The sequence below is a fragment of the Rhodococcus sp. 14-2483-1-2 genome (assembly GCF_002259405.1).
Taxonomy (GTDB): domain Bacteria; phylum Actinomycetota; class Actinomycetes; order Mycobacteriales; family Mycobacteriaceae; genus Rhodococcoides.
Genome location: NZ_NPFW01000021.1, coordinates 26,860 through 49,277, shown reverse-complemented (window position 1 = coordinate 49,277; position 22,418 = coordinate 26,860). Strand labels below are relative to the sequence as shown.

The window sequence follows — 22,418 nt, the reverse complement described above, 5'->3', positions numbered from 1 at the left end:
AGTTCGTCCGCGAGCGGTGCACGACCTACAGGTAGTTCCGCGAGGGACGCCACGAGACCGGTTCCCCGAGTATCCGGTACGCCGCAAGTGAAGCTCTTCATTCGAAACAGTGCATCCTTGTCAGGTGAAGTAATTAGCGTAACCTACCCTAACCTACATGGAAGCATGCTTGGGAGTGCATACCCCAGGGCTCAACCGCGAGGGCCGGCCAACAGTTGGAGCCGGGACTAGACGAAGGACGACATGACTTTTCACTCCGCAACGGCGTTTTCTACCATCGATACTGCAAAACCATGGCTCACAGACACATTCGTCCTGTCTCGGCCCCACCGGACAGTGACAGCAGCTGGTGTCCGAGCAGAATTCGATGACGCCGAAGCGGCCGCCGAGGCCCTTCATGGACGAGCAGTCGATGCCATCGTCGGCGCACTTCCATTCTCCAGGCGATCACCGAGCGCGCTGACTGCTCCGCTGGAGTTCACCGTGTCAGCGATGCCGTGGTCACCAGCGAGCGCTCTGCCGGATCTGCCAGGATTCGTCGTCGACGATCCTCGAGAGGTCGAACACCTCGACCGACTCCGCACCGCACTGGACGTCCTACGCTGCGAGTCGACACCGCTGCAGAAGGTGGTACTCGCGCGAACACTCACCCTTCGACCCGATGGCGTCGTCGATCCCCGTTCATTGCTGTCAGCACTCATCGCCGACAACCCCTCCCGCAACGGGTATTACGTCGACCTCGGCGCAGCCGGGGGTTCGTACGTCGGACGCTCACTGGTGGGTTCGAGCCCTGAGGTACTGGTACGCAAACAGAGACGAGTCGTGACCTGCCACCCGTTGGCAGGATCGGCACCACGGGATCCCGACCCGACAACGGATTGGAATGCGTGCCAACGCCTCTCGCAGTCCCCGAAGGACTTACGCGAGCATGCGTTCGTCGTCGACGCCATTCGTGCCGCGCTGTCGCCCTTCTGCCACGATCTCGATATACCCGACACTCCCACCGTCACCCACACACCACAGCTATGGCATCTCGGCACACCGATACGCGGCGATTTACGCGAGCAGACAACCACCGCACTCGATCTGGCCCTTGCCCTGCACCCCACGCCCGCCGTATGCGGCACCCCGACCGAGCTGGCATACGGCCTCATCGACGAACTCGAAGGCGAGCGAGGCTTCTATGCCGGTGCCGTCGGCTGGTGCGATCACAATGGCGACGGCGAATGGATGGTATCCATTCGATGCGCCGAGATCAGCGGCGACGGCCGCGATGTCGTGGCCTACGCGGGAGGTGGAATTGTCGCTGAATCGGACCCCGAAGCGGAGTTACGCGAGACGACCACAAAGTTCGGCACCGTCTTGAACGCACTGGGAGTGCAGCTGTGACAATCACTCTCGTGGTCGGTGCCGGAAGCGGAATCGGTCGTGCTGTCGCCACCGGATTGGCAACCGCAGGCCACCGCCTCGCACTCGTCGATCTCGATCAGAATCGGCTCGACGAGACTTCAGACGCAACAAAAACCTCGCAGCAACCCGTCACCACCCATGTGCTCGACGTACGCGACCGGGACTCGGTGTTCTCCGCCGTCACCGAGATCGAATCGACGGTCGGCCCGATCACCTCGCTCGCGCACGTCGCCGGAATACTCGACACAGGAAGCATCCTCGACTCGAGCATCGAGGAGTTTCGAGAGGTATTCGACGTCAACTTCTTCGGACTACTGAACGTGGTCCAGGCCGTCGGCCGGGAGATGAGGCAGCGACGCGGCGGGTCGATCGTCGTCGTCGGATCCAATTCCGCAGGGGTGCCCAGGATGTCGATGGGCGCATACGGATCATCCAAGGCCGCGTCGACAATGCTGACGCGGATCCTGGGACTCGAACTCGCTCAGTATGGAATTCGAGCGAACATCGTCGCTCCTGGCTCCACCGACACCGACATGCAGCGTTCGATGTGGGACGACCCGAGTGACGACAACAATGCGCGTGGTGTGATCGACGGGGACCTTCCAACCTACAAGGTTGGGATTCCATTGGGACGTATCGCTTCACCAGAGGACGTTGCCGATGCCATCGAGTTCTTGCTGTCGACGCGCGCACGCCACATCACCATGCAATCTCTCTACGTTGATGGTGGAGCTACATTGCGTGCGTGACGTTCCGTGAAGACGAGAGGCCCGGCGTGCGCCTGTAGATTCGCTCGCGTTTCGAAACACCAATCGCGGGCAGCCATCCTGAGCTGAGGCACTCCATGGCAGCACGCGCCCGTTCGAGTCCGCGCTCACCTCTCTGAGTTGTAAAAATTCACTGCCGGGCAGGGTCGATACTGACATCGTGATTTTTCCAAATCCACAGGTTGGCCGAGCGAACCCCGCACGTCGGCCTTCTGGCTGATCGCTGACTTCGACCGCCTACGGCGTCGAACTGGAGGCGGATCCCCCACCGCACAAAACCCCACTCGCACAATCGACACGTCGATGGGTCCAGTCGAAATCCCGGCTACCCCGAAGCAAGTGGTAAGCCTGGACGCATACGTCGGATTGCAGACACTCGACGAACTCGGAGCCCCGGTCGTCGCGACAGGAACCCTCGGCGGTGGACTGCACACACTCGTCAGAACCGCATCGCAGGAGCTACCGTCCATCGGTGTCACCGCACTCGGCGACGTGCAACTAGAAGCGATCGCCCTGGCTGCACCCGACCTGATCGTTGGCCGCCAACCGATCGGCGAGGAGTAATACAGCGAACTGACCAACATCGCCCCCATCCCCGAGTCCGCGCAGTCGACGAGTGGGCGCGATCTCGGACTACGTAACCGGCGACCCAGCGTCCGATATGCAGGACGCGGTGTTGTCGGGGAGATCGACCTGTCCCGCACCGATACTGGCCTCAATTGCCCGTTTAGAATGCACATCACTGTCCGCATCCCGGACTCGTCGAGCTCGGAGATGGCCTCGAGTCCGATCAGCAGGTCGTCTCCTTTCTCCAACCGCACCCTCTGTTCGTCACCCTGGCGCAGACCGTAAAAGAACTGGTTCGCCGATAACCCGGACTTGTCGCCGTACTTGTCGCGGTGCTCGGCCCGCTCCTTGGCCGGACTCGGAAACAATAGGTGGTAGAGCCGACCCCGTGGCTGCGCCGATGTGCCCGTGAGCAGCACGTCGTCCTGCGTGGTCAACGTGGACTCCCCGAGCCCGGGTCCACGGCCAACGCGGTGGAGCGGAATGGCTGCGGCCACGCAAAGTGCCCACGGAAACTGGCCGGTTGGGATCGTGAAGACTCAAAGTGATGAGTAAGTGATGACTGGAGCATCCACACGCGTCCATCAGCTGCCCGGCGGTGCGAATCCGGTACACAACTCGCAGGTCATCGGCATAGCAGCCGGAACCTGACTCCCAGTATTCGCGATTAAGAGTCAAGTCTCCGAAACTCCCTACGCCGCTTGAGAACCCGCAGGTCACGGAGCTGTCCATTTTCGCGAAGCTCGCCGACTCCCAGACATATACGGACAACAAAAAGTGCCCCTGACCAGCGTAAACGCTGTTCAAGGGCACTCGTTGTGCGCCATCAGGGATTCGAACCCCGGACCCGCTGATTAAGAGTCAGCTGCTCTAACCAACTGAGCTAATGGCGCCGATCCGCACCGCGTGTTCTCTGCGGTGCGGGAGAAACATTAACAGCAGATGCCGCCAGATGTGAAATCGGCTGGTCGGAGCGCCTGTCGTGTCAGTTGAAGATCCTGCGAACCACGAGAACTGCCACCACTGCGCCCACTCCGAGGAGGGTGAACTTCACTGCCGGCTCGTTGAGCTTGGCCACCACGGACTGCTTGGTGTTGGCGACGATGTTCTTGGGGCTGGCACGGACGCTCAGCTCGTCCAGGGTGCTGGCGAGCTGATTGCGAGCGGCCTCGATCTCGCGCTCGATTCGGTCGGTGTCCTTGGCCACGTGTCCTCCAGCTGTTGCAAATAGTCTCGGTCGCAGTCGAGCCTAGAGCACGACGATATTTCGATACTCTCGTGCGGTGACCGAATACAGCAAGCTCGAGCCGGGCAACACCGCTCCGGCGTTCACCCTGCCCGATGCCGACGGCAACGACGTCTCTCTCGCCGACTACGCAGGCAAGAAGGTGATCGTGTACTTCTACCCCGCCGCGAGCACCCCGGGCTGCACCAAGCAGGCCTGCGACTTCCGCGACAGTCTCGCCGAGCTCAACGGCGAAGGCCTCGAGGTCATCGGCATCTCCCCCGACAAGCCGGCCAAGCTCGCCAAGTTCCGCGACAAGGAAGAGCTGACGTTCCCGCTGCTCTCCGACGAGGAGAAGACGACCCTGCAGGCGTGGGGCGCATTCGGGGAGAAGAAGAACTACGGCAAGGTCTACGAGGGCGTCATCCGCTCCACGTTCCTCGTCGACGAAGCAGGCAAGATCGAGGTGGCGCAGTACAACGTCCGCGCCACCGGCCACGTCGCCAAGCTCCGCCGCGATCTAGCGGTCTGAGACCTCACTCGTCCGAGCCGGCCAACCGCTGCAGGAACAACGCCTCCGCGACGGCCATCTTCTCGATTTCCGTCGGGTCCACGCTCTCGTTGGGAGCGTGGATCCGGCACCGAGGTTCCTCGACGCCCATCAGCACGATTTCGGCGTCCGGCAGCACCTGAGCCAACGCGTTGCACAGCGGAATGGACCCGCCCTGCCCCGCCGTCCCCATGGGATGCCCGAAGGCCTCCTCCAACGCCTCGGACAGCGCCGCGTAACCCGGCCCGTCGGTTCTGGCCCGAAACGGCGACCCGATCGCCTCACGCTCGACGGTGACCCGCGCATTCCATGGCGTACGCGCCTCCAGGTGAGCCACCAACGCATCCTGAGCCCGCTGCGGTTCCATTCCCGGCGGCACCCGCAAATTGAGCCGTGCCGACGCACGAGGCGAGATCGCAGCAGCCGAACCCACGACCGGTGGGCAGTCGATCCCCAGAATCGTCAGAGCAGGCCGCGCCCACACCGCCTCGGCCACCGAGCCCGAACCCGCGAGCCCGACGCCATCGAGCACGCCGGCATCGGCACGGAACTGCTGGGCGTCGTACTCGACCCCGTCCCAGGTCTGCGTTCCGTCCAGTCCGTCGACCACGGTGTCGCCCTGCTCGTTGCGCAACGTCGAGAGCACCTGCACCAACGCGGCGAGAGCATCGGGCGCTGGCCCGCCGTACATGCCCGAGTGCACTTCTCCGGCAAGGGTTTCCACATACACTACGACGTTCGCGATACCGCGGAGCGTGGTGGTGACCGTCGGTAGACCCACCTTCGCGTTGCCGGTATCGGCGATGACCACCATGTCTGCCGAAAACAGTTCGGGGCGCTGCTCCACGAGCGCTTCCAACCCGCCGGTGCCCATCTCCTCCGAACCCTCACAGACGATCCGCACGCCGACCTCGAGCGACTCCCCCAGCGCCCGTAGCGCCAGCAGATGCATGATCACGTTGCCCTTGCAGTCCGCCGAACCCCGCCCGTACCAACGACCGTTCCGTTCGGTCAGATCGAAAGGCTCGGTGTCCCAGAGTGATCCGTCACCCGGAGGTTGAACGTCGTAGTGCGAGTACAGCAGAACGGTCGGCGCTCCCGCGCGAGCCGGCCGCGAACCGACCACCGCCAGAGAGCCGTCGACCGTCTCGATCAGTTGGACGTCGGGAATGCCTGCGTCGACGAAGGCCCGTTGCACCCACTGCGCCGCACCCGTGCATTCCTCGACCGGAAACTGCCGGGGATCGTGCACCGAGGCGAACCGGACCAACTCTGCCAACTCCGATTTCGCTCGGGGCATCTGCGATGCGATTGCAGATCGAACGTCGACGGGTCGCGCATCGGCGGGCATGAATCCTCCAAACGAGAAAATGACAGACGGGCCGTAGCCAGTCTGTCATCACTCGTCACCGTCAGCCGCCGGAGAACTCCTGCTCGAACCACTGCCCCGTCTGTTGCCAGTGCCGGTCCCACGCTTCCTGCTCGAGCTGTTCGGGTGACTTGCCCGGCTCAGGAACGGGAACAGGAACGGTGAACTGTGGCGGATCCACCCTGGTCGGTGCAGGTGCCGGCTGCGGGGCTTCGGCAGCCGGACGTGGCGGATCCTGCGTTGCCCAGGCCTGGGTCGTCGGTGCAGGCTCGGCAACTGTCGATGCGTCCACTGTCGGGGGAATCGTCTCGAGCGGCGGCACAACGGCCGGCACCGGCGGCACCACCACCGCAACGGGATCGGACGTCGTCGGATCCGCCTGCCTGGTTGCCCCCGCCAGATCCGCACCGGCATCGCGTCGATCGACGCTCTGCTCTGCAGTCGTCTCGGATTCACCCGGCAACGTCGCAGCGACCGCGACACCTGCGGAGAGCACCCCGGCCAGCAGCACTGCGGCGAGCACGAGCTTGCGTCCGGATCCTGCCGACCGGGCCGGCTTCGCGCCTGCAACCGAAAGCACTGCGGGCACCGGAAGCGGCGTTACCGCCGTGTCGAGATCCGCAGCCTTCGTTACCTCGACGGTCTCCTCGGCCTCGGGTTCGGCGTCCGCAATTTCGGCGTCGGCAATCTCGGCATCGGCCTCGTCGGCTGCGACGACCTCGGCGTCCGCGGCTTCGACCGACGTCGAGTCGGCGATCGCCGATGCAGCCGGCGCAGCGGCCACCACTGCCGGCTCGTCCCGACGTGCCAGCAGCGCAGCTCCTCGCGCCGCGACCTGGTCCGCAGCACCCACGCGTACGACGGCAACGCCGAGCCCGAGGGACAGGATGTCGACCAGGTCTCGACTACTCGACGAGTCACCGAACAGGGCCACGAACTCGGGCTTCTTGCCGGATTGATCCACCACTTCCCACGCCAGTGGAATGGTGCTGCCGATTCGCTCGGGCGACATGGAGTCCAGCGCAGCAGTCTTCGCCGGAGTGATCGAGGCGTCGGCTGCGTCGGCGAGAGAGATGGAGACGCCCGCCTCGCCCATGTAGTACAGAAGGACGGTCTTCGCGTCGGCGAACTCCTTCGAGGTTGCGAGCCAGCCGAGGAACGACTCGGACGCGGACGACAGCACCGCGGATTCGTCCCCCAGGGCTGCTGCGAACTCGGCGCGCTCGGTTTCGGTTCGATACACCACGCCCACTGCGTCGACGTCGGCGTCGAGGGTCGCGGCCTCGGCACGCATGATCTCGATCGCTTCGGTCAGTACAGTGGCCGCGTCTGGGTCGAGTGGCGTCGTCCGATCGGCGAGAACCTCGCCTGAGGCCGGCTCGACAAGAATCGTCTGCATCGAGCCAGATTCGATCGCTATACCAATGGTTGCCATGGCAGTCTCCCTGTGCTCAGGGTGGAGGCACCCGACCATGAACGTCATCCAGCGGATCCGAACGACGAGCACCCTGCACGGAATTTGATTCTGTTACCTGAACCATACCTGTTGACGGTTAAATTGGTCCAGATCCGTCTTGGAGTTTGTCACAGCAATGGGAACCAGCAATTGTCGTCGACCCCAGGTTTCTTCGAAACCTCCGGCTGAAACCCACGTCTCCGACCCGGAACCGGAGACTGCGGACGTGACCTACCGGACCGTTGTGGATAACGAGCGCTCTCGCCGGATAGCCTGACCGGGTGGAATCCTCTGCTCGTGCCCAGTCCTCGCGCCGTCTCGACGCCGCGCTCGAGTCGACGGCACAGACTCAGGAGCTCATGCCGCGACGACGTCCGACCCAGGAGCGGAGCCAGCGCAAGTTCGATGCGCTGCTGCAGGCCTCACGCGAGCTGCTCAGTGACGTGGGTTTCGAGTCGTTCACCTGCGAGGAAGTCGCGTCGCGCGCCGAACTCCCGATAGGAACGCTGTACCAGTTCTTCGCCAACAAGTACGTCATCGTCTGCGAGCTCAACCGCCAGGACCTCGTGGGGGTGCAACAGGAACTCGCCGAGTTCGACGGCGAGGTCCCATCTCTGGATTGGGTGCGGTTCCTCAACAACTTCGTCGACCACATGGCCGGCATGTGGATGACCGATCCGTCTCGCCGTGAAGTGTGGCTCGCCATGCAGTCGACACCGTCGACGCGCGCAACCGGGGTGATTCACGAGCGGGAGTTCGCCGAGCAGGTCTCGCGCATGCTCGGACCGCTGACTCCCCGCACGCCTCGGCATCGCCGCAACCTCATGGCCCAGGTGTTGGTGCACATCGTCTACTCGATGCTCAACTTCTCCGTGCAGGACGGCCAGAGCCACGAGGACGCCGTCGCCGAGCTCAAACGCATCATGATGGCCTATCTGCTCGTCGCAGAGAAAGAGAGCAGGCGTTCCGGTGGCTCGGCGAGCGAGAACGAGCAAGGCTGAGCAACCCGAGCCCGCACAGACGAAAGGCCCGCCCGATCACCTGGATCGGACGGGCCTGACTCGTTTTCGGAGCGAACTCACTCCTCCAGAATTGCCACCGCGGCGGCGATGTCGCCGTCGTGCGTGAGCGACAGGTGAATCTTCACCGTCGGCAGGAACTCCTGCGCCATCCCGTGCAATTTGATGGACGGCCGGCCCCACGCATCGTTGACGACCTCGATCAACGGATACGGGTTGTCACCGATCTGCGGCGGCCGAGCGAATCGCGATGTCGCCCATGCCTTCAGCACTGCTTCCTTGGCGGCCCACCGTGCTGCGTAGTGGCGGGTCGGGTCGGAACTCTTCGTCGCGGCATGACGCCGCTCGCCCGCGGTGAAGCTGTCGCGGATCATCGTCGTGCCGACCTTCTCCATCTGCTCGGCGAAGTCGGACACCGTCACCAGGTCGAAACCCACTCCCAGGATCGCCATCAGATGGCACCCGGCAAACCGGAGGAGTAGACATCGCCCTCGCCGAGGCGAGCGGACTCGTTGAGCAACACGTTTGCCTCCAGTTCGCGTGACGCCTTGGCCGGCGTCCCGTCATGTCCGAGCCGTCGATCGTCGGGCCGCTCGTAGAGGGAGTCTCCTCCCACCATCGCGGAGATCAGCCTGCGCTGACCGGCGATTCGGCGCTCGTTCGCCGTGGCGATGTACTCCGCACGCCGTTCCGCCGGAACGGCCTCGAGGAATGCCTGCGGGTGCACCAGAGCGATGAGTCCGGACACGTGACCGAACCCGAGGGAGGTAAGCAGACCTGCCTTGAGCGGCACCGAGTCACCGAAGCGCAGCGGCTCCCGTGCCCACACCAGATGCTCGAACGCGGTCATCTTGTCGTCGACGCAGTCGAGGCTGCGGTTCGGCGGGATGACGCCGTTGGCCAGCACCTGGCACAGGCCGATCAGCTGCCAGGCAGCCGCTCCACCCTTCGAGTGTCCGGTGAGGCTCTTCTGCGAGACGACGAACAACGGAGCGCCGTCCGAACGGCCGATGGCCTTGGCGAGGCGAGTGTGCAGTTCCGCCTCGTTCGGGTCGTTGGCTGCAGTGGACGTGTCGTGCTTGGAGATCACGGCCACGTCGTCTGCACTGACACCCAAGGCGTTCAGCGAGAGCGCGAGCGCCGAATCCTTGCCGCCGCGCCCGGCACTGAGCGCGCCGAGTCCCGGAGCCGGGATGGACGTGTGCACTCCGTCGCCGTACGACTGTGCGTAGGCCACCACTCCGAGGACCGGCAGGCCCATCTCGAGTGCCAGGTCTCCGCGAGCGAGCAGAATCGTTCCGCCGCCGTGGGATTCGACGAATCCACCGCGCCTGCGGTCGTTGGCCCGGGAGAACCGTCGATCGCTGATGCCCTTGGCGGTCATCGCTGCCGAGTCCGCGGTGGCCGACATGTCACCGAAGCCGATGATGCCTTCGGTGCTCAGGTCGTCGAAGCCGCCGGCGACCACGAGCTGAGCCTTGCCCAGCTTGATCTTGTCGACGCCTTCTTCGACGGAGACGGCCGCGGTCGCACAGGCGGCGACAGGGTGAACCATCGCGCCGTAGCTACCGATGTACGACTGGACAACGTGTGCGGCAACGACGTTCGGCAGAGCCTCCTGCAGGATGTCGTTCGCACGAGCATCACCGAGCAGGGTGTCGATGTACAGCGAGCGCATGGATTCCATGCCACCCATGCCGGTGCCCTGCGTGTTGGCCACCAGCGTGGGGTGCACCCAGCGCATCAGTTCCGACGGATTGAAGCCCGAGGAGATGAACGCGTCGACCGTGGTGACGATGTTCCACAGTGCGACACGGTCGACCGAGCTGGCCATGTCGGGCGAGATGCCCCACTTGGTGGGATCGAATCCGGTCGGAATCTGCCCACCGACGGTGCGAGTGAGCTTCATCTTGCGCGGAACGCGAATCTCGGTGCCCGCCTTGCGGGTGACCTGCCAGTCGCTCGAATCCGGGACCGGCGTGATCAACGTGTGCTCGGGATCCGCTGCTGCGAACGACCGGGCATCGATCTCGGTTCCGACCACGAACGTCAGGTCGTTGTCGAGGAAGATCGAGGTCATCAGCGGAGCGGTGTTGCCGACCATCGCGCCGTCGTCGCCGTAGGTGCGGATACCGCACTTCTCGACCACGATGTCGTGGTACTTGTCGGCGATGTCCTCCTCGGGCACCAGGTCACCGGACTCGATGTCGTACCAACCCGGCTTGGGATCGTTCTCCCATGCAATCAGGCCGGTGTTCCATGCGAGTTCGAGAACGCCTGCGGCAGAGAGCTGCTCGTCGACCTCCATCTCGAAGCGGGTACGCGCCGAACCGTACGGTCCGAGCTCACCTGCACCGACGATGACAACCAGATCCTTCGGGTCGACATCGAGTGTCGGCCACGCGGGGGCGGTGGTCGACGTCGACAGCCGCGGCGGTGCGGGCAGTGCCGCAATCACCGAATCGTCGGATGCCTCTTCGGTCTTCTCGGCGGCGGCCGCAGCCGCGTCCCGAGCGAGTTCGACGAGATTGAGCTTGGTGCTGGCCAATCCACCGGTGAGATCGACGACGATCGGCTCCTGCGCGGCCTGACGACGAGCGGTAGGCGTGCACAGTTCGAGCAGTTCGGTCGCCATCTCGTCGGTCGACCAGGTGCGAACACCCTCGGCCTCGACGGCCTCGACGATGGGATCGTTGCCACCCATCAGGCCGGTTCCGCGAACCCACCCGATGTGAGCGTGGGCGATGGACACCCGCTCGGCCCAGTTCTTCTCCGAACCCCACTTGGCGACAACCGCATCCAGTGCAGCCTTCGATTCGCCGTAGGCACCGTCGCCACCGAACATTCCGCGGTTCGGCGATCCCGGCAGCACCACGTGCAGGTGCGTGTCGATGTCGTTGTCGTAGCCGACCTTCGACAGTCCGGTGATCAGGCGCTCGACCGACCAGAGCAGCACGCGCATCTCCATCTCGGCGCGAGCTCCGGCGTCGGACATCTCGCCCATGACCCGAGGTGCGGCGAACGGGAACAGCATCGTCGGTGTGACGCCGGCCTTGACCAGAGTCTTTGCGCCACCGGCAGTGTCGATGAAGTCGCTGCCGATCCACTCGATGAGCGCATCGACGTCGGTGTACGACGCGATGTTGGCCGGAACCACCCAGAGCGACGCTCCGCTGCGTGCGTTGTCGCGGTAGAGACTGCGGTAAAAGCCGAGTCGCTCGTCGTCGAGCCTGGAGGTGGTGACGAAGACCGTCGCTCCCCCGCCCAGCAGCTTGGCGGTCACCGCAGCTGCGATGGAGCCCTTGCTGCCGCCGGTGACCACTGCGACCTCGTCGGCCCACTGACCCTTGTCCTCGGATGCGACCGCGATGTCCGCGATGCGTCCGAAGGTTTCGGCCAGCACCGTCTTGTTCTCGTAGTCGGCCTTGGCCTTCCACCACTGTGCCTGCGACGCAGCGGCATTACCCGCGCCGGCGAAGGACTCGACCGCGATATCGCCTGCGGTACCGAGCCACAACCTGGCCAGGTCCTCACGGGCGGTGGCCCACCGGTCGTCGATCAGGACGGCGCGCTTGGCGTCGAACGCCGGGGCGACGAGGCGAGGCCAGTCGGATCCCAGCTCGGCCGAGACCAGCTCCACCAGAGCGGCATCGGGATCGTCGGCCAGCAGTGCGTTGGGCGCATCCGCGAGTCCGAGCTGCTCGAGCACCAGCCGGGCAGCGGAGGCGAGGACGCCGTCGCGGCCGGTGATGTGTTCGGTGAACTCACCGAGAGCAGCAGCGTCGACGGTTCCGCCGGCTCCGCCGCCTGCCTGCGGCATCGAGACTGCGACGCCGCGACGTGCGGCCACCGCAGCTACTGCCGCATCGATGACGTTGTCGACAGCATTGCCGTCGGCGAGAGCGCCGTCGGCCAGGCCGCCGAGTGCACCGCCGCGGACCGAGGCACCGTCACGGGTGCCGAGTGCGACCTCGGCAGTGACGTGATGCGCCCAGCCGTCGCCCAGTTCCCAGGTCTTCTTGACGCGATCGGCGATCGATGCCGGACGTCGACCCGAGGGGCCGAAGACCTTGCGGAGGTGATCGTTGATCGAATCGCTGAGTACCGGGCCGAAGGGCTTGTAGGTACGAGCCAGCTTGTTCACCGTGCCGGAGAGCGCGCCCATGTCGGCATCGGCAGCACCGTCGATGGCACCGAGCGAGAGCTCGGAACCGAGGTCGACGAGCAGCTGATTACGACGTGAGGACACACCGTCGCACAGTGCCTCGATGGTGTCGGCAGGCCCGATCTGATCGAGCTGCAGCTTGGTCCACAGGCCGATGAGGATCTTGGTCGCATCGGCCGCGACGAACGCGATGTCGTCCGGGCGAGGTCCGCCGGACGGTGCTGCTGCCGGTGCGGGAGCCGAAGCCGGAGCTGCGGCCGCCGCAGGAGCAGCGGCCTCCACGGGAGTCGACTCTTCCTCGTCGGCCGGAGCCGGGTCGGTGTCGGTGCCGTAGATGATCGCAGCCTCACGCTCGAGGTTGAGTACCTCGACCGGGTGGCCGAAGCGGCCCGGCAGCTTGAGGGTCTGCGACGCGAGGTTCGCCACGGTCGGGGTTGCCCCCAGGCCGATCTCGACGAAGCGCTCGACGCCCATGCCGCCGTCGGACTCGTCTGCGAACAGCAGGTCCTGGGTTTCGATCCAGCGCACCGGGCTGGCGAACTGCCATGCCAGCAGCTCGGTCAGGATCACCCGGCACAGAGCGCTCGGCCGTGCTGCCCACGAATCGAATTCTGCGAGAACGGTGTTCAGTGGCTCGGACGGAACCAGATCGGCGATCTCCTGGACGAACTCGCGATTCAGCGAGAACGGCTTGGGCACCAGGTTCGGGATGTAGCGCCCCACCAGGATCGCCGGATCGATCTGCTCGGGGAGCAGGGTCTCGAGGCGGTTGCGGAAATCGTCGACTCCGCCGCGCAGCACCGTGGAGTGGAACGGCACGTCGATGCCGGGAACCATGATGTAGGCGGCCTTGCCACCGAACTCGGCTCGGCGGATCGCGATCTTCTTCTCCAGCTCGCCGAGGCCGGCAACCGTGCCTGCGATGGCGTACTGCGAACCGCGCAGGTTGAGGTTGACGATCTCGAGGAACTCACCGGATTCTTCTGCGACACCGGCGACGAAGCCCTGCACGTCCTGGTCGGCCAGGCCGATCTGAGACGGGCGAATGGCCGCCATGCGGTAGTCACTGCGGCCGCTGGCATCACGCGGAACCAGCGCGTGCATGGCCGAACCACGCTGGAAGACGACCTCGAGGACTGCTTCGAGCGGGAGCACACCGGCAACAGCCGCAAGGGCGTTGTACTCACCGACGGAGTGGCCGGCGAGAATCGAGTTCTCCACGAACGCACCGGATTCACGCAATTCGGCAACCTGTGCGACGCCGAGAACGGCCATCGCAACCTGGGTGAACTGCGTCAGGTGCAGCACACCGTCGGGGTGCTTGTGGGTGACGCCGCGCGCCTTGAGCGACGTCGGATTGTCTCGCACCACAGCGAGAATGGAGAATCCGAGTGCGCTGCGGGTGTGCTTGTCGGCACGCTCCCACACTTCACGTGCGGCCTTCGAGCGAGCCCGTGCGTCCAGGCCCATGCCCGCACGCTGGATGCCCTGGCCCGGGAAGGCGTAGACGGTCTTCGGCGGAGCGGTACGAGCGGTCGCGACCATGACCAGTTCGCCTGCGACACGGCAGGAAACCTCGATCAGTTCGGCGCCCTGGTCGAATCCGGTGCGGTCGACGCGAACGTCGATCTCGGCTCCGGGGCGAACCATGCCGAGGAAGCGCGCGGTCCAGGCGGTGAGGCGACGCGGCGGAGTCTTGGTGTCCGCGTGGTCGACTGCGGTGACCGTCTGCTGCGCAGCGGCCGAGAGCCACATGCCGTGCACGATCGGGCTGCCGAGACCGGCGAGCAGTGCTGCGGCGTCCGAGGTGTGGATGGGGTTGTGATCGCCCGAGACCTGAGCGAACGCAGCCATGTTGCGCGGGGCGACGATGGTTGCCTGACGGCGACGACGACGCGGGGTGTCCTGTGCGTCGGCGCTCACCGAGCCGCCTGCACGAGCCGGGTCGACGAGCTCGCCCTTGCCGGTGCGTCCACGAATGGCGAAGCGCTCCACCAGAGTTGCGACGGCGGGAGCGTCGAGGCCCTCGCCGAGCATGGCACCGATCTCGACGGTGACCTCGACGACGCGGCCGAGGTCGGTGTCGAGCACCTCTCCTGCCGCAGCCTTGACCACGAGAATCGAGGTGTCGGTGGGCAATTCGCCGACCAGATTCACGCTGTGATCGAGGTGCACCAGGTCGAGCATGCCTTCGATGACGTCGATGCCTTCGGCGTTACGGGTCGCGCCGAGGACGGCGAAGACGGCGGGCCAGCAGGCACCGACCAGAACGTCGGGAACAGCCTTGCCGCTGACGGTCAGCGAGTCCGGCAGTCCGGATCCGGTGACGCCTGCGTGATCGGCGATCAGATCGGGGATCCAGGCGATGTTCAGCCGGGCAACGCCGCCCTTGACAGCCGGAAGCTCCTGGCCTGCAGCAACTCCGAGCAGAGCCGACATGGCCTGCTGAGCATCCTGCGCGGTGACGACGGGAGCGCCGCCGTCGATCGTGGAGGCCGGAACCGTCAGACGGATCCGAACTTCCTTGCCCGGGGCGAGTGGAACCAGCAGCTCCACGTGCTCGGCATCGAGCACGGTCAGCGACGAACCGGTCTGCGGGTGCGCCGCAACCGTCTCGGATTCCACGGTCCATTCGGCCGGATCACCCAGGCGTGCAACGGGGTTCTGCGTCATACGCGAGGCCCACGTGACGTCGGGAGCAGCCAGCACGATGCCCAGCAGTCCGGGCGCGATCTCGGCGTGGCGACGGCTCGCGATGGCCGTGGGCTCGACGCCCTCGGCGAGAAGCTGGTCGGCGGTGGCCTTCTCGAAACGGTTCAGCAGCTCGCCCACGGGCTCGTCGACACGGGTGATGCCCGCGACGGCGACGGTTCCGGGGATGATGCAGACCTGGTCGGCGGAGTAGCGCGCGTCGTGTGCCTGCCACAGCGAGTCACTGCGCCACCAGCGGCGCACATCACCGTCGACGACGGGGACGAAGTTGACCGGCTTGCCTGGCATGCGGCACAGCGAGGTGAAGAAGGTGATGTCGGCCGGGTGCAGAACCACGTCGGCGGCGTCGGGGAACTGTGCGAGCAGCGACTTCAGTGCTGCGCGCGGGCGTTCGAGAACCTCGGCGTCGGCGAACAACGTGGGTATGGGTCCGCGATCGACCGGGTGCAGCCGAGCCTCGGCGCGCTGGAGCATCTCCAGGAAGCGGGTGCGCCAGGTGACATCGAGCCACACCGATTCGCGTGCCTCGGACACGGCATCGGTGAACTCGCCGCCGCAATCGAAATCGCTGCGCGAGTCGGTTCCGATGGCCAGGTCGAGGTAGCGGACGAGCCACTGCTGGTATGTCATCTCGGCGACGTCGCCGAAGAAGGGCTTGGCAGTGCCGTCGAGCGCGGCGATGATCTCGTCACGACGCTCGGCCACGGCGTCGGCGTTGCCGGCGACCTCGTCGAGCAGTCGGCCACACCGCGACGCGGCATTGTCGATCTCGTGAATGTCGGCACCGAGCTGGCTTCGGCCCGAGGCCATTCCGCCGTTCGCGGTACCGGCACCGACCCAGTCGGGGGTTCCGGGTGTGTCGACCAGAAGCTGCTTGACCTCGGGAGCCGTCGTGGCCTCGAGGGTCGCCATCGCTGCAGTGCCGACGAGGATGCCGTCGAGCGGCATCTTCGGGTAGCCGTGCACGGCCGACCAGGTTCCGGTGAGGTACTCGGCTGCCCGCTCGGGTGTGCCGATGCCGCCGCCGACGCAGACGACGAGGTTGGGCCGTGACCGCAGCTCCGCGTAGGTGGTCAGCAGCAGGTCGTCGAGGTCCTCCCACGAGTGGTGTCCGCCTGCGCGGCCGCCCTCGATGTGAACGTTGACCTGGTAGGACGGAACCTCGTTGGCGATGCGGATGACGGCGCGAATCTGCGCGACGGTGCCGGGCTTGAACGAGACGTAACTGATGCCTGCCTCGGACAGCTCTTCGATGAGGGCCACTGCCTCTTCGAGTTCCGGGATGCCTGCGGTGACGACGACGCCGTCGATGGCCGCACCCGCTGCACGGGCACGCTGCACGATGCGGCGTCCGCCGAGCTGCAACTTCCACAGGTACGGATCGAGGAAGAGCGAGTTGAACTGGATTGCGCGGCCGGGCTCGAGAAGGGTGGAAAGCTCGGCGACACGATCGGTGAAGATGTCCTCGGTGACCTGTCCGCCACCGGCGAGCTCGGCCCAGTGGCCTGCGTTGGCGGCTGCGGCAACGATCTTCGCGTCGACCGTCGTCGGTGTCATGCCGGCGAGCAGGATCGGCGAGCGCCCGGTCATCTTGGTGAACGAGGTCTCGACGACGACGCGGCCGTCGGGCAACGTGACAGGGGTGGGAGCGAACGCGGACCATGCGGGCTGGACCTCGGGAGCAGCTCCCGGGGTGAGCAGATTGCGGTGGCCGCCGCGCGAGGACGCGGCGATGATGCCGACGCCCTGTCCACGCAGAGCCGGGGTGGTCATACGGGTGAGCAGGTCACCCGGACCGAGATCGAGGATCCAGTCGGCACCGGCGTCGACGACACCGTCGATGGCGTCGACCCAATCCACGGAGTCCACGAGGATCTTCTGTGCGAGGTCGCGTGCGAGCTCGACATCGAGTCCACAACGTTGTGCCCACGCGCTGACGAGTTCGACAGCGTCTGCCAGGGCGGGGTGATGGAAGCCGATCTCGACCGGAAGCTGCTCGAAGACCGGGGCGAACACCGCGCCGCCACGCTTCTTGGCGTCGCGTTCACGCTCTTCCTCGGCAGCAATCTGCTCGCACTTCTCCTGGACGCGGGCCAGCTGGGCCGGCGGTCCCGAGAGTACGACGCGGCGACGGCCGTTGCGGATGGCGAGGGCGGCGGATCGCTCCGGCGCTCCGTCGATCGCGAGTTCGGCGATGATCGCCTGCAGTCGTGCGGGTTCGACGTTGGCAACCGAGACCATCGGCGCGCGGTCTCCGGCACCGATGATGCCGCGGCGGCGGCCGACGAGACCTGCGGCAGCACCCACGAGCTGGGCGATCGCGAGGAAGCTCGCGTCCTGTGCGCCGTCGGCGGCGACGGATTCCGCGGCGATGAGACCCTGCGAGTGTCCGACGACCTTGACGGGCGGGGTCTGGGCGGGATCGAGTCCCTGCAGCTTCAGCGCGCGCAGTGCTGCGACCTGAGTGAGGAACACTCCGGGAAGCGAGACGGCAGCGGAGGTCAGCGCGGCCTCGGACGGTCCGTACGAGCCGGCGGTGTCGTCGTCGGCGAGGTCCTGTTCGAGCATCCAGCCGATCGGGTCGAAGCCGACGGAGCGGACGACCAGCAGCTCGTCGGCAACGGGTGCGAGAGTGACTGCAGCCTCGTTGACGAGATCGGTCAGTTCGGGTTCGAGCGCGGAGTCGCGAGCCAGTTCTTCGAGGGAGCTGAGCCACGGTGCACCCTGGCCACCGAAGGCCAGTGCGTACGGCTCGCCCGCGGCGAAACGATCTGCCAGAGTCCGAGAGCCGCCATTGCTTCTAGGGGATTTGTCTGCGTTGCCGGAGCTTCGCGAGCCTCGTCCGTGTGATGGTGTGCTCTCGTTGATCGTCAAGGCTGAAGATTCCTCTCGTGGACGCCTCGGGGGTCGGGGCGTTCGCTGTGATGACTGCCCTGGTGCGTCGTGGGCTACAGGGTCGAAGCGGTGAGCCGGTCTTCGTCGACAGGTCTCTTCCGCGCTGCTCAAGGTTGACACAAAATCATGAGGAAATCCTCAGGTTTGCTCGGACGTCCGAGTGCTACCAGCGAGTACGTCGGTCCAGGCGGCTTTACTTTTTGTTTACCCAACTCGCCGGTAACCCGCATCCACGCTGGCGAGAGCATCGACCGGGACGCCAGAACATGAGGAAAGCCTCGCATTTTTCGTTATCTTTTCGTGATGTGATCTCGAGCACGGACAAGCGATACGCGACCTTGTCGGTGCGGTCCCCTGCCTTGTGCGAGCGAGCCGCACATCAGGGGAGCGGTCGACGAAATCCGGGGGGAATTCATGTATTCATCGGTAACGGACATCTGCACCGTGGAAGAACTCGACGCGGTGCTCGAACACATCGAAACGCATGCGCCACAATCTCGTTCGCCACACTGGACGCCGGGATGGCGCGGCGAGAGCGAGGTGGCGTTGCTGGATGCGATCTTCTCGGCGCGCGCTCCCTACGGCGGCCCCACCAGCGGGGTCCCCGCGGTGGTCCAGCGATGGAGATCGCATCGCGGCGACAACCGACTCGACGATTTGACAACCCTCGCCGAACTGGCCACTACACCGGATCTACTCGTGGAGATTCTGTCCAACCGTCAACTGGTTCCGGGGAACAGTCGAACCAAGGGTGCGGCCGCGGCCGTGGCGGCACAGACGTTGGTATCGGTGGGGCTGACCCGTTCGACCGACTTCGAGCAGCACACCGACGAGCAATTCGACGCGTTCTGCGCAATTCCCGGTCTCGGCGAAACCACTTGGGAATGCATGCTCGTGCACCTCGGCGTACGTACCGACAAAGCAGCCGAGCACCTGCGCTCGTTCGTCGCCGACGCGCTCGAACCACTGCACCACAACCTCGCTGCAGGAGTCGCCGAGGACCGCTCCCCCGTGATCCTCGGAGCCGCAGCGAACGCACTCGGCACCGACCTCGCCTCGCTCGAGCACGCAGTGTGGCGATACCAGCACACATCACGCAGGGCGAAGCAGCGTCACTCCGAAGCGCAACTGCGATCGGCAGGCCGACCGCGAGACATCAGAGCCTCCACACCGTCGAGAATGCACTCCAGCCCGAACCGGTAGGCGTGCACGGGGTCGCTGGCGGCGTCGTACGACGTCGCCGCGGCCGTCCCGACCCGGGACGACACCGGAAAGCGTTCGCGGTCCATCACCCGTCCGAGGATCGGTGCGGTGGCCGCCCACCACTGGGCGTCGGACATGCCCGACTGCTCCTTGACACGCGTCACGCCGGCGAGAGCTCGCGCGGTACCGGAGACGTGCGTGAGAACCAGCGTGAGAACGGAGTCGATCTCGACGTCACCCAGGCCGATGCCGTCGAGGGGGCGCACCTCGGCCTCGTACTTGTCGTTGGTGTGCGGACCGAGCACGGGCCGTGCGCCCTCCGCTTCGAGAAGCCACGAATGCCGTTGGTACAGAGCCCAATTGCGTTGGGCGACGAAACGCATCGCGGGACGCCATCCGCCGACCACGGAGGACGGCTCGTCGACGTGCGAGTAGAGGTCTGCACGCGCTCGATCGATCATCAGATCGGCCAGCTCCTCCCGGCCCGGTACATGCGTGTAGAGCGACATCGCGCCGACCCCGAGATGCTCGGCCACGTTCCGCATCGACACCGACTCGAGACCGTTCGCGTCGGCCAGCTCGATGGCGGCATCGACGATCGCATCCACGCTCAGTCCGGTACGGCTCGGCTTGGCGTCGACTCGCCAGAGCAACTCGAGAATGCGCGCTGGGTCGTACGAGTTCTCCTTCTTCGGTGCCACCCGGCGAGCCTAAACGTGCCCGACCGCACGCCGTGCCCCGGTTCGGCGGTTCCATCGACGGGCGTACGAGCGCATGCCCGACGCGCCGAGTCTCGGCCACCCCCGAGGAGATTAAAGAATATGCAATCTCTAGTTCAAATTCGTTGCGCGCGCTTGCATTTCGAGACGCCTCCCATTATGAATAGCCTTGCCTAATTAAGGCTGCCCTACATAGCGCGGCAACGACTCGCTTCGGCGACACAGAGGAGATCGATCATGTCCGTGATCACCCCCGACGAAGCGCCCCGATCCAGGACCGTCCCTCCGGTGGCTCGCCGACCGGCACGCACCAGAGCCAAGCCACGCAAGCGAGTCCAGCGCTCGATCATCGTGACGCACCGCTGGGCGTCGCTGACACTCGGCCTCCTGCTCGTGGTGATCACGACAACAGGCGCAATCGTCCTGTACACCCCCGAATGGCAACGGTGGACACACTCGGATGTCTACTCCGCGAGTGCCGCACCCGCTACGGTGACGGCCGGACAGGCACTGGACATCGTTCGGCAGGCTCACCCGGAACTCGGCGCAGACACGATCAACGTCTTCGGTGGCGTGTACGAGGTAGGCACCACCACCGGTTCACCCACCGTCTTCGGCGTCGACCCCTCCGACGGACGAATCACGGGGTCGTTCGACCGAAACCGTGGATTCATGGGCTTGATGAACCAGATTCACGAGTGCTTCTTCGCGTGCGAGGAATACCCCGGGCACATTCCATTTCTGCTCGACGACGTTCCCACACTCGGGACGTCGTTCCTGATCGGAATCACCTGGAGTTCGCTGCTGCTGGGCGTCGGTGGTCTGCTGTTGCTGTTCCTGGCGGTGTCCGGTGCCGTGCTGTGGTGGCCGGGAATCCGACGGTGGACCCACGGGTTTCGAGTGCGCACATCCAAGGGACGGTTCGCCCGCGACTACGACCTGCACCAGGTGATCGGCATGGTGGCCGTCCCGTTTCTGCTCATGTGGGCGTTGACCGGAACCAACTTCGAGTTTCCCGGGATTGCGAACGGTTGGTACGCGCTGACCGGTGGTACAGCAGTTCCCGACAGCCGATACGAGTTCGAATCCGTTGTGCCCGAGGGTGACTCCGCATCCGATATCTCGGTGGACGACGCTGTCGCGGCAGCAGAATCCGTTGTGTCCGGCCCGGTCGCCAACGTGTATCCACCCGAGGCGGACGACCCGGCCGGATACTTCGGCATCTACATCGCAGAGGGCAACGACCCGTGGGAGCACGGACCGTATCCGGGTGACCGATATGTGGCCGTCGACCGCTACGACGCCACCCACACGGCCCTTCTGGTCGGAGACAGCAGCTCCCTGTCCAACCGCATTCTCGACGAATGGTCGACGCCCTACGGGCACTACGGATTCGGCGTCAACGGCTGGTGGCGCATCATCTGGTTCGTCTTCGGATCGACTCCACTGGTACTGATGATCACCGGCCTGTCGACGTGGTTCTACAAACGAGGAGTGACGAAGAACAAGAAGGCAGCCAGGGCGGCACGAGCGGCAGCCGTATGAATGCGACGTTCGCTGCGGCATGCGCGCTGTACGCGCTCGCACTGGCGGTGGTCGTTCTGGTGGACGGCGCGCGCGCACGAACGCGGTCCCGGCATCTAACCACCGCCGTTGCCGTGCTCGAACTGTGCCTTCTGGCGCAGGCCCTGCACGTGGTGATCGCCCGCCTCGACGGCGTCGCACCCATCGAACCCGCAGTGCACCTCGGTTACACCGCGTCGTCGGTGTTGCTGATCCCCATCGCCTTCGGTGTGGTCGGTCGCGACACCTCGTTCTGGGCGTCGACCGCGGTGGCTGTCGCACTCGTCGCGGTCGTGGTGGTGGTCATGCGGATGCAGACGACATGGGCCCATGGTTGATCCGAACAACGCTGACCCGAAAACCGCTGGGCCGGAACGAGTCCTGATACTGATCTACGCAGTGTTCGTACTCGCGGCCGGAGGCCGCAGTGCAGTGCAATTGGCCACCGAGGCATCACGCGCGCCGCTTGCCTATTCACTGTCGGCTGTCGCCGCGATCACCTATTGCCTGGGAGCAGCGTCGTCGGCAGGCGCACCTCGACACAGAAGATCGCGCCGCTGGGTGTTCGCAATCGAACTGATCGGGGTGCTCATCGTCGGATCGTGGACGTACCTCGATCCTGCGGCGTTTCCCGAGCCCACCGTCTGGTCGCATTTCGGTTCGGGCTACGGCTACCTTCCAGCGGTACTGCCGATCCTGGCGCTGCTCTGGACCGCCGTACCCGCCCGGGCGACCGCTGATGCGAGATCGATCCGCCGACGAACCGCGTCGCCGGTGCAGATCGATCGGTTGTAGACT

Annotated in this window: 15 protein-coding genes, 1 tRNA gene and 1 pseudogene; 9 read left to right on the top strand and 8 right to left on the bottom strand. The window is 65.3% G+C overall.

Features of this window, described 5'->3' with window-relative positions:
- Positions 1-492 precede the first annotated feature (492 nt).
- From CH295_RS18800 to CH295_RS18790, 3 genes are all read left to right on the top strand, one after another.
- The gene (locus CH295_RS18800) at positions 493-1,389 is read left to right on the top strand and encodes an isochorismate synthase (protein WP_252342103.1); all 897 of its coding nucleotides are present in this window, start codon (positions 493-495) and stop codon (positions 1,387-1,389) included.
- Positions 1,386-2,159 carry a 2,3-dihydro-2,3-dihydroxybenzoate dehydrogenase gene (locus CH295_RS18795; RefSeq protein ID WP_094741619.1) on the top strand — a complete coding sequence of 258 codons (774 nt, stop codon included), beginning with the start codon at positions 1,386-1,388 and terminating at the stop codon, positions 2,157-2,159. Before CH295_RS18800 ends, CH295_RS18795 begins: the two co-directional genes overlap by 4 nt.
- Before the next feature lie 321 nt (positions 2,160-2,480).
- Positions 2,481-2,741: a substrate-binding domain-containing protein gene (locus CH295_RS18790; RefSeq protein ID WP_252342126.1), complete on the top strand. Its 261-nt coding sequence runs from the start codon at positions 2,481-2,483 to the stop codon at positions 2,739-2,741.
- Between the two features lie 107 nt (positions 2,742-2,848).
- Here CH295_RS18790 and CH295_RS27550 read toward each other — a convergent pair.
- The 3 genes and pseudogenes from CH295_RS27550 to CH295_RS18780 all read right to left on the bottom strand — a co-directional run.
- Positions 2,849-3,124 (bottom strand): annotated as a pseudogene (locus CH295_RS27550) (hypothetical protein); the annotation flags it as partial.
- Positions 3,125-3,563: 439 nt separating this feature from the next.
- Positions 3,564-3,637 (bottom strand) — tRNA-Lys (locus tag CH295_RS18785).
- 92 nt (positions 3,638-3,729) lie between these two features.
- The gene (locus CH295_RS18780; RefSeq protein WP_032375974.1) at positions 3,730-3,951 is read right to left on the bottom strand and encodes a DUF3618 domain-containing protein; all 222 of its coding nucleotides are present in this window, start codon (positions 3,949-3,951) and stop codon (positions 3,730-3,732) included.
- Between the two features lie 76 nt (positions 3,952-4,027).
- Here CH295_RS18780 and bcp point away from each other — a divergent pair, with 76 nt between their 5' ends.
- The gene (bcp, locus tag CH295_RS18775; RefSeq protein ID WP_094741618.1) at positions 4,028-4,501 is read left to right on the top strand and encodes a thioredoxin-dependent thiol peroxidase; all 474 of its coding nucleotides are present in this window, start codon (positions 4,028-4,030) and stop codon (positions 4,499-4,501) included.
- Between the two features lie 4 nt (positions 4,502-4,505).
- Here the strand turns inward: bcp and CH295_RS18770 are convergent, their stop codons facing one another.
- Positions 4,506-5,870: a dipeptidase gene (locus tag CH295_RS18770; protein WP_094741617.1), complete on the bottom strand. Its 1,365-nt coding sequence runs from the start codon at positions 5,868-5,870 to the stop codon at positions 4,506-4,508.
- Positions 5,871-5,931: 61 nt separating this feature from the next.
- Positions 5,932-7,323: a hypothetical protein gene (locus CH295_RS18765; protein WP_141217056.1), complete on the bottom strand. Its 1,392-nt coding sequence runs from the start codon at positions 7,321-7,323 to the stop codon at positions 5,932-5,934.
- A 380-nt stretch (positions 7,324-7,703) separates the two neighbouring features.
- Here CH295_RS18765 and CH295_RS18760 point away from each other — a divergent pair, with 380 nt between their 5' ends.
- Positions 7,704-8,345 carry a TetR/AcrR family transcriptional regulator gene (locus tag CH295_RS18760; RefSeq protein ID WP_371828451.1) on the top strand — a complete coding sequence of 214 codons (642 nt, stop codon included), beginning with the start codon at positions 7,704-7,706 and terminating at the stop codon, positions 8,343-8,345.
- Positions 8,346-8,422: 77 nt separating this feature from the next.
- Here CH295_RS18760 and acpS read toward each other — a convergent pair whose 3' ends face one another.
- Both acpS and CH295_RS18750 read right to left on the bottom strand, forming a co-directional pair.
- Complete coding sequence (gene acpS / locus CH295_RS18755) at positions 8,423-8,815, bottom strand: holo-ACP synthase AcpS (protein ID WP_008715184.1); 393 nt, start codon at positions 8,813-8,815, stop codon at positions 8,423-8,425.
- Positions 8,815-18,114, bottom strand: a complete 9,300-nt coding sequence (locus tag CH295_RS18750; protein ID WP_094741615.1) for a type I polyketide synthase — start codon at positions 18,112-18,114, stop codon at positions 8,815-8,817. Before CH295_RS18750 ends, acpS begins: the two co-directional genes overlap by 1 nt.
- Before the next feature lie 435 nt (positions 18,115-18,549).
- On the opposite strand from CH295_RS18750, the gene CH295_RS18745 reads away from it, so the two are divergent.
- A complete protein-coding gene (locus CH295_RS18745; RefSeq protein ID WP_094741614.1) occupies positions 18,550-19,338 on the top strand; it encodes a DUF8548 family protein in 789 nt (262 codons plus the stop codon).
- Here the strand turns inward: CH295_RS18745 and CH295_RS18740 are convergent.
- Positions 19,248-20,039, bottom strand: coding sequence for a TetR/AcrR family transcriptional regulator (locus CH295_RS18740; protein ID WP_037193335.1), 792 nt, complete (start codon positions 20,037-20,039; stop codon positions 19,248-19,250). The genes CH295_RS18745 and CH295_RS18740 overlap by 91 nt on opposite strands.
- A 255-nt stretch (positions 20,040-20,294) precedes the next feature.
- On the opposite strand from CH295_RS18740, the gene CH295_RS18735 reads away from it, so the two are divergent.
- The 3 genes from CH295_RS18735 to CH295_RS18725 are packed head-to-tail and all read left to right on the top strand — an operon-like array spanning position 20,295 to position 22,415.
- Positions 20,295-21,602, top strand: coding sequence for a PepSY-associated TM helix domain-containing protein (locus CH295_RS18735; protein ID WP_094741613.1), 1,308 nt, complete (start codon positions 20,295-20,297; stop codon positions 21,600-21,602).
- Positions 21,599-21,958, top strand: a complete 360-nt coding sequence (locus CH295_RS18730) for a hypothetical protein (RefSeq protein ID WP_094741612.1) — start codon at positions 21,599-21,601, stop codon at positions 21,956-21,958. Before CH295_RS18735 ends, CH295_RS18730 begins: the two co-directional genes overlap by 4 nt.
- The gene (locus CH295_RS18725; protein WP_212556193.1) at positions 21,951-22,415 is read left to right on the top strand and encodes a hypothetical protein; all 465 of its coding nucleotides are present in this window, start codon (positions 21,951-21,953) and stop codon (positions 22,413-22,415) included. Before CH295_RS18730 ends, CH295_RS18725 begins: the two co-directional genes overlap by 8 nt.
- The last annotated feature ends 3 nt before the right edge of the window (positions 22,416-22,418 follow it).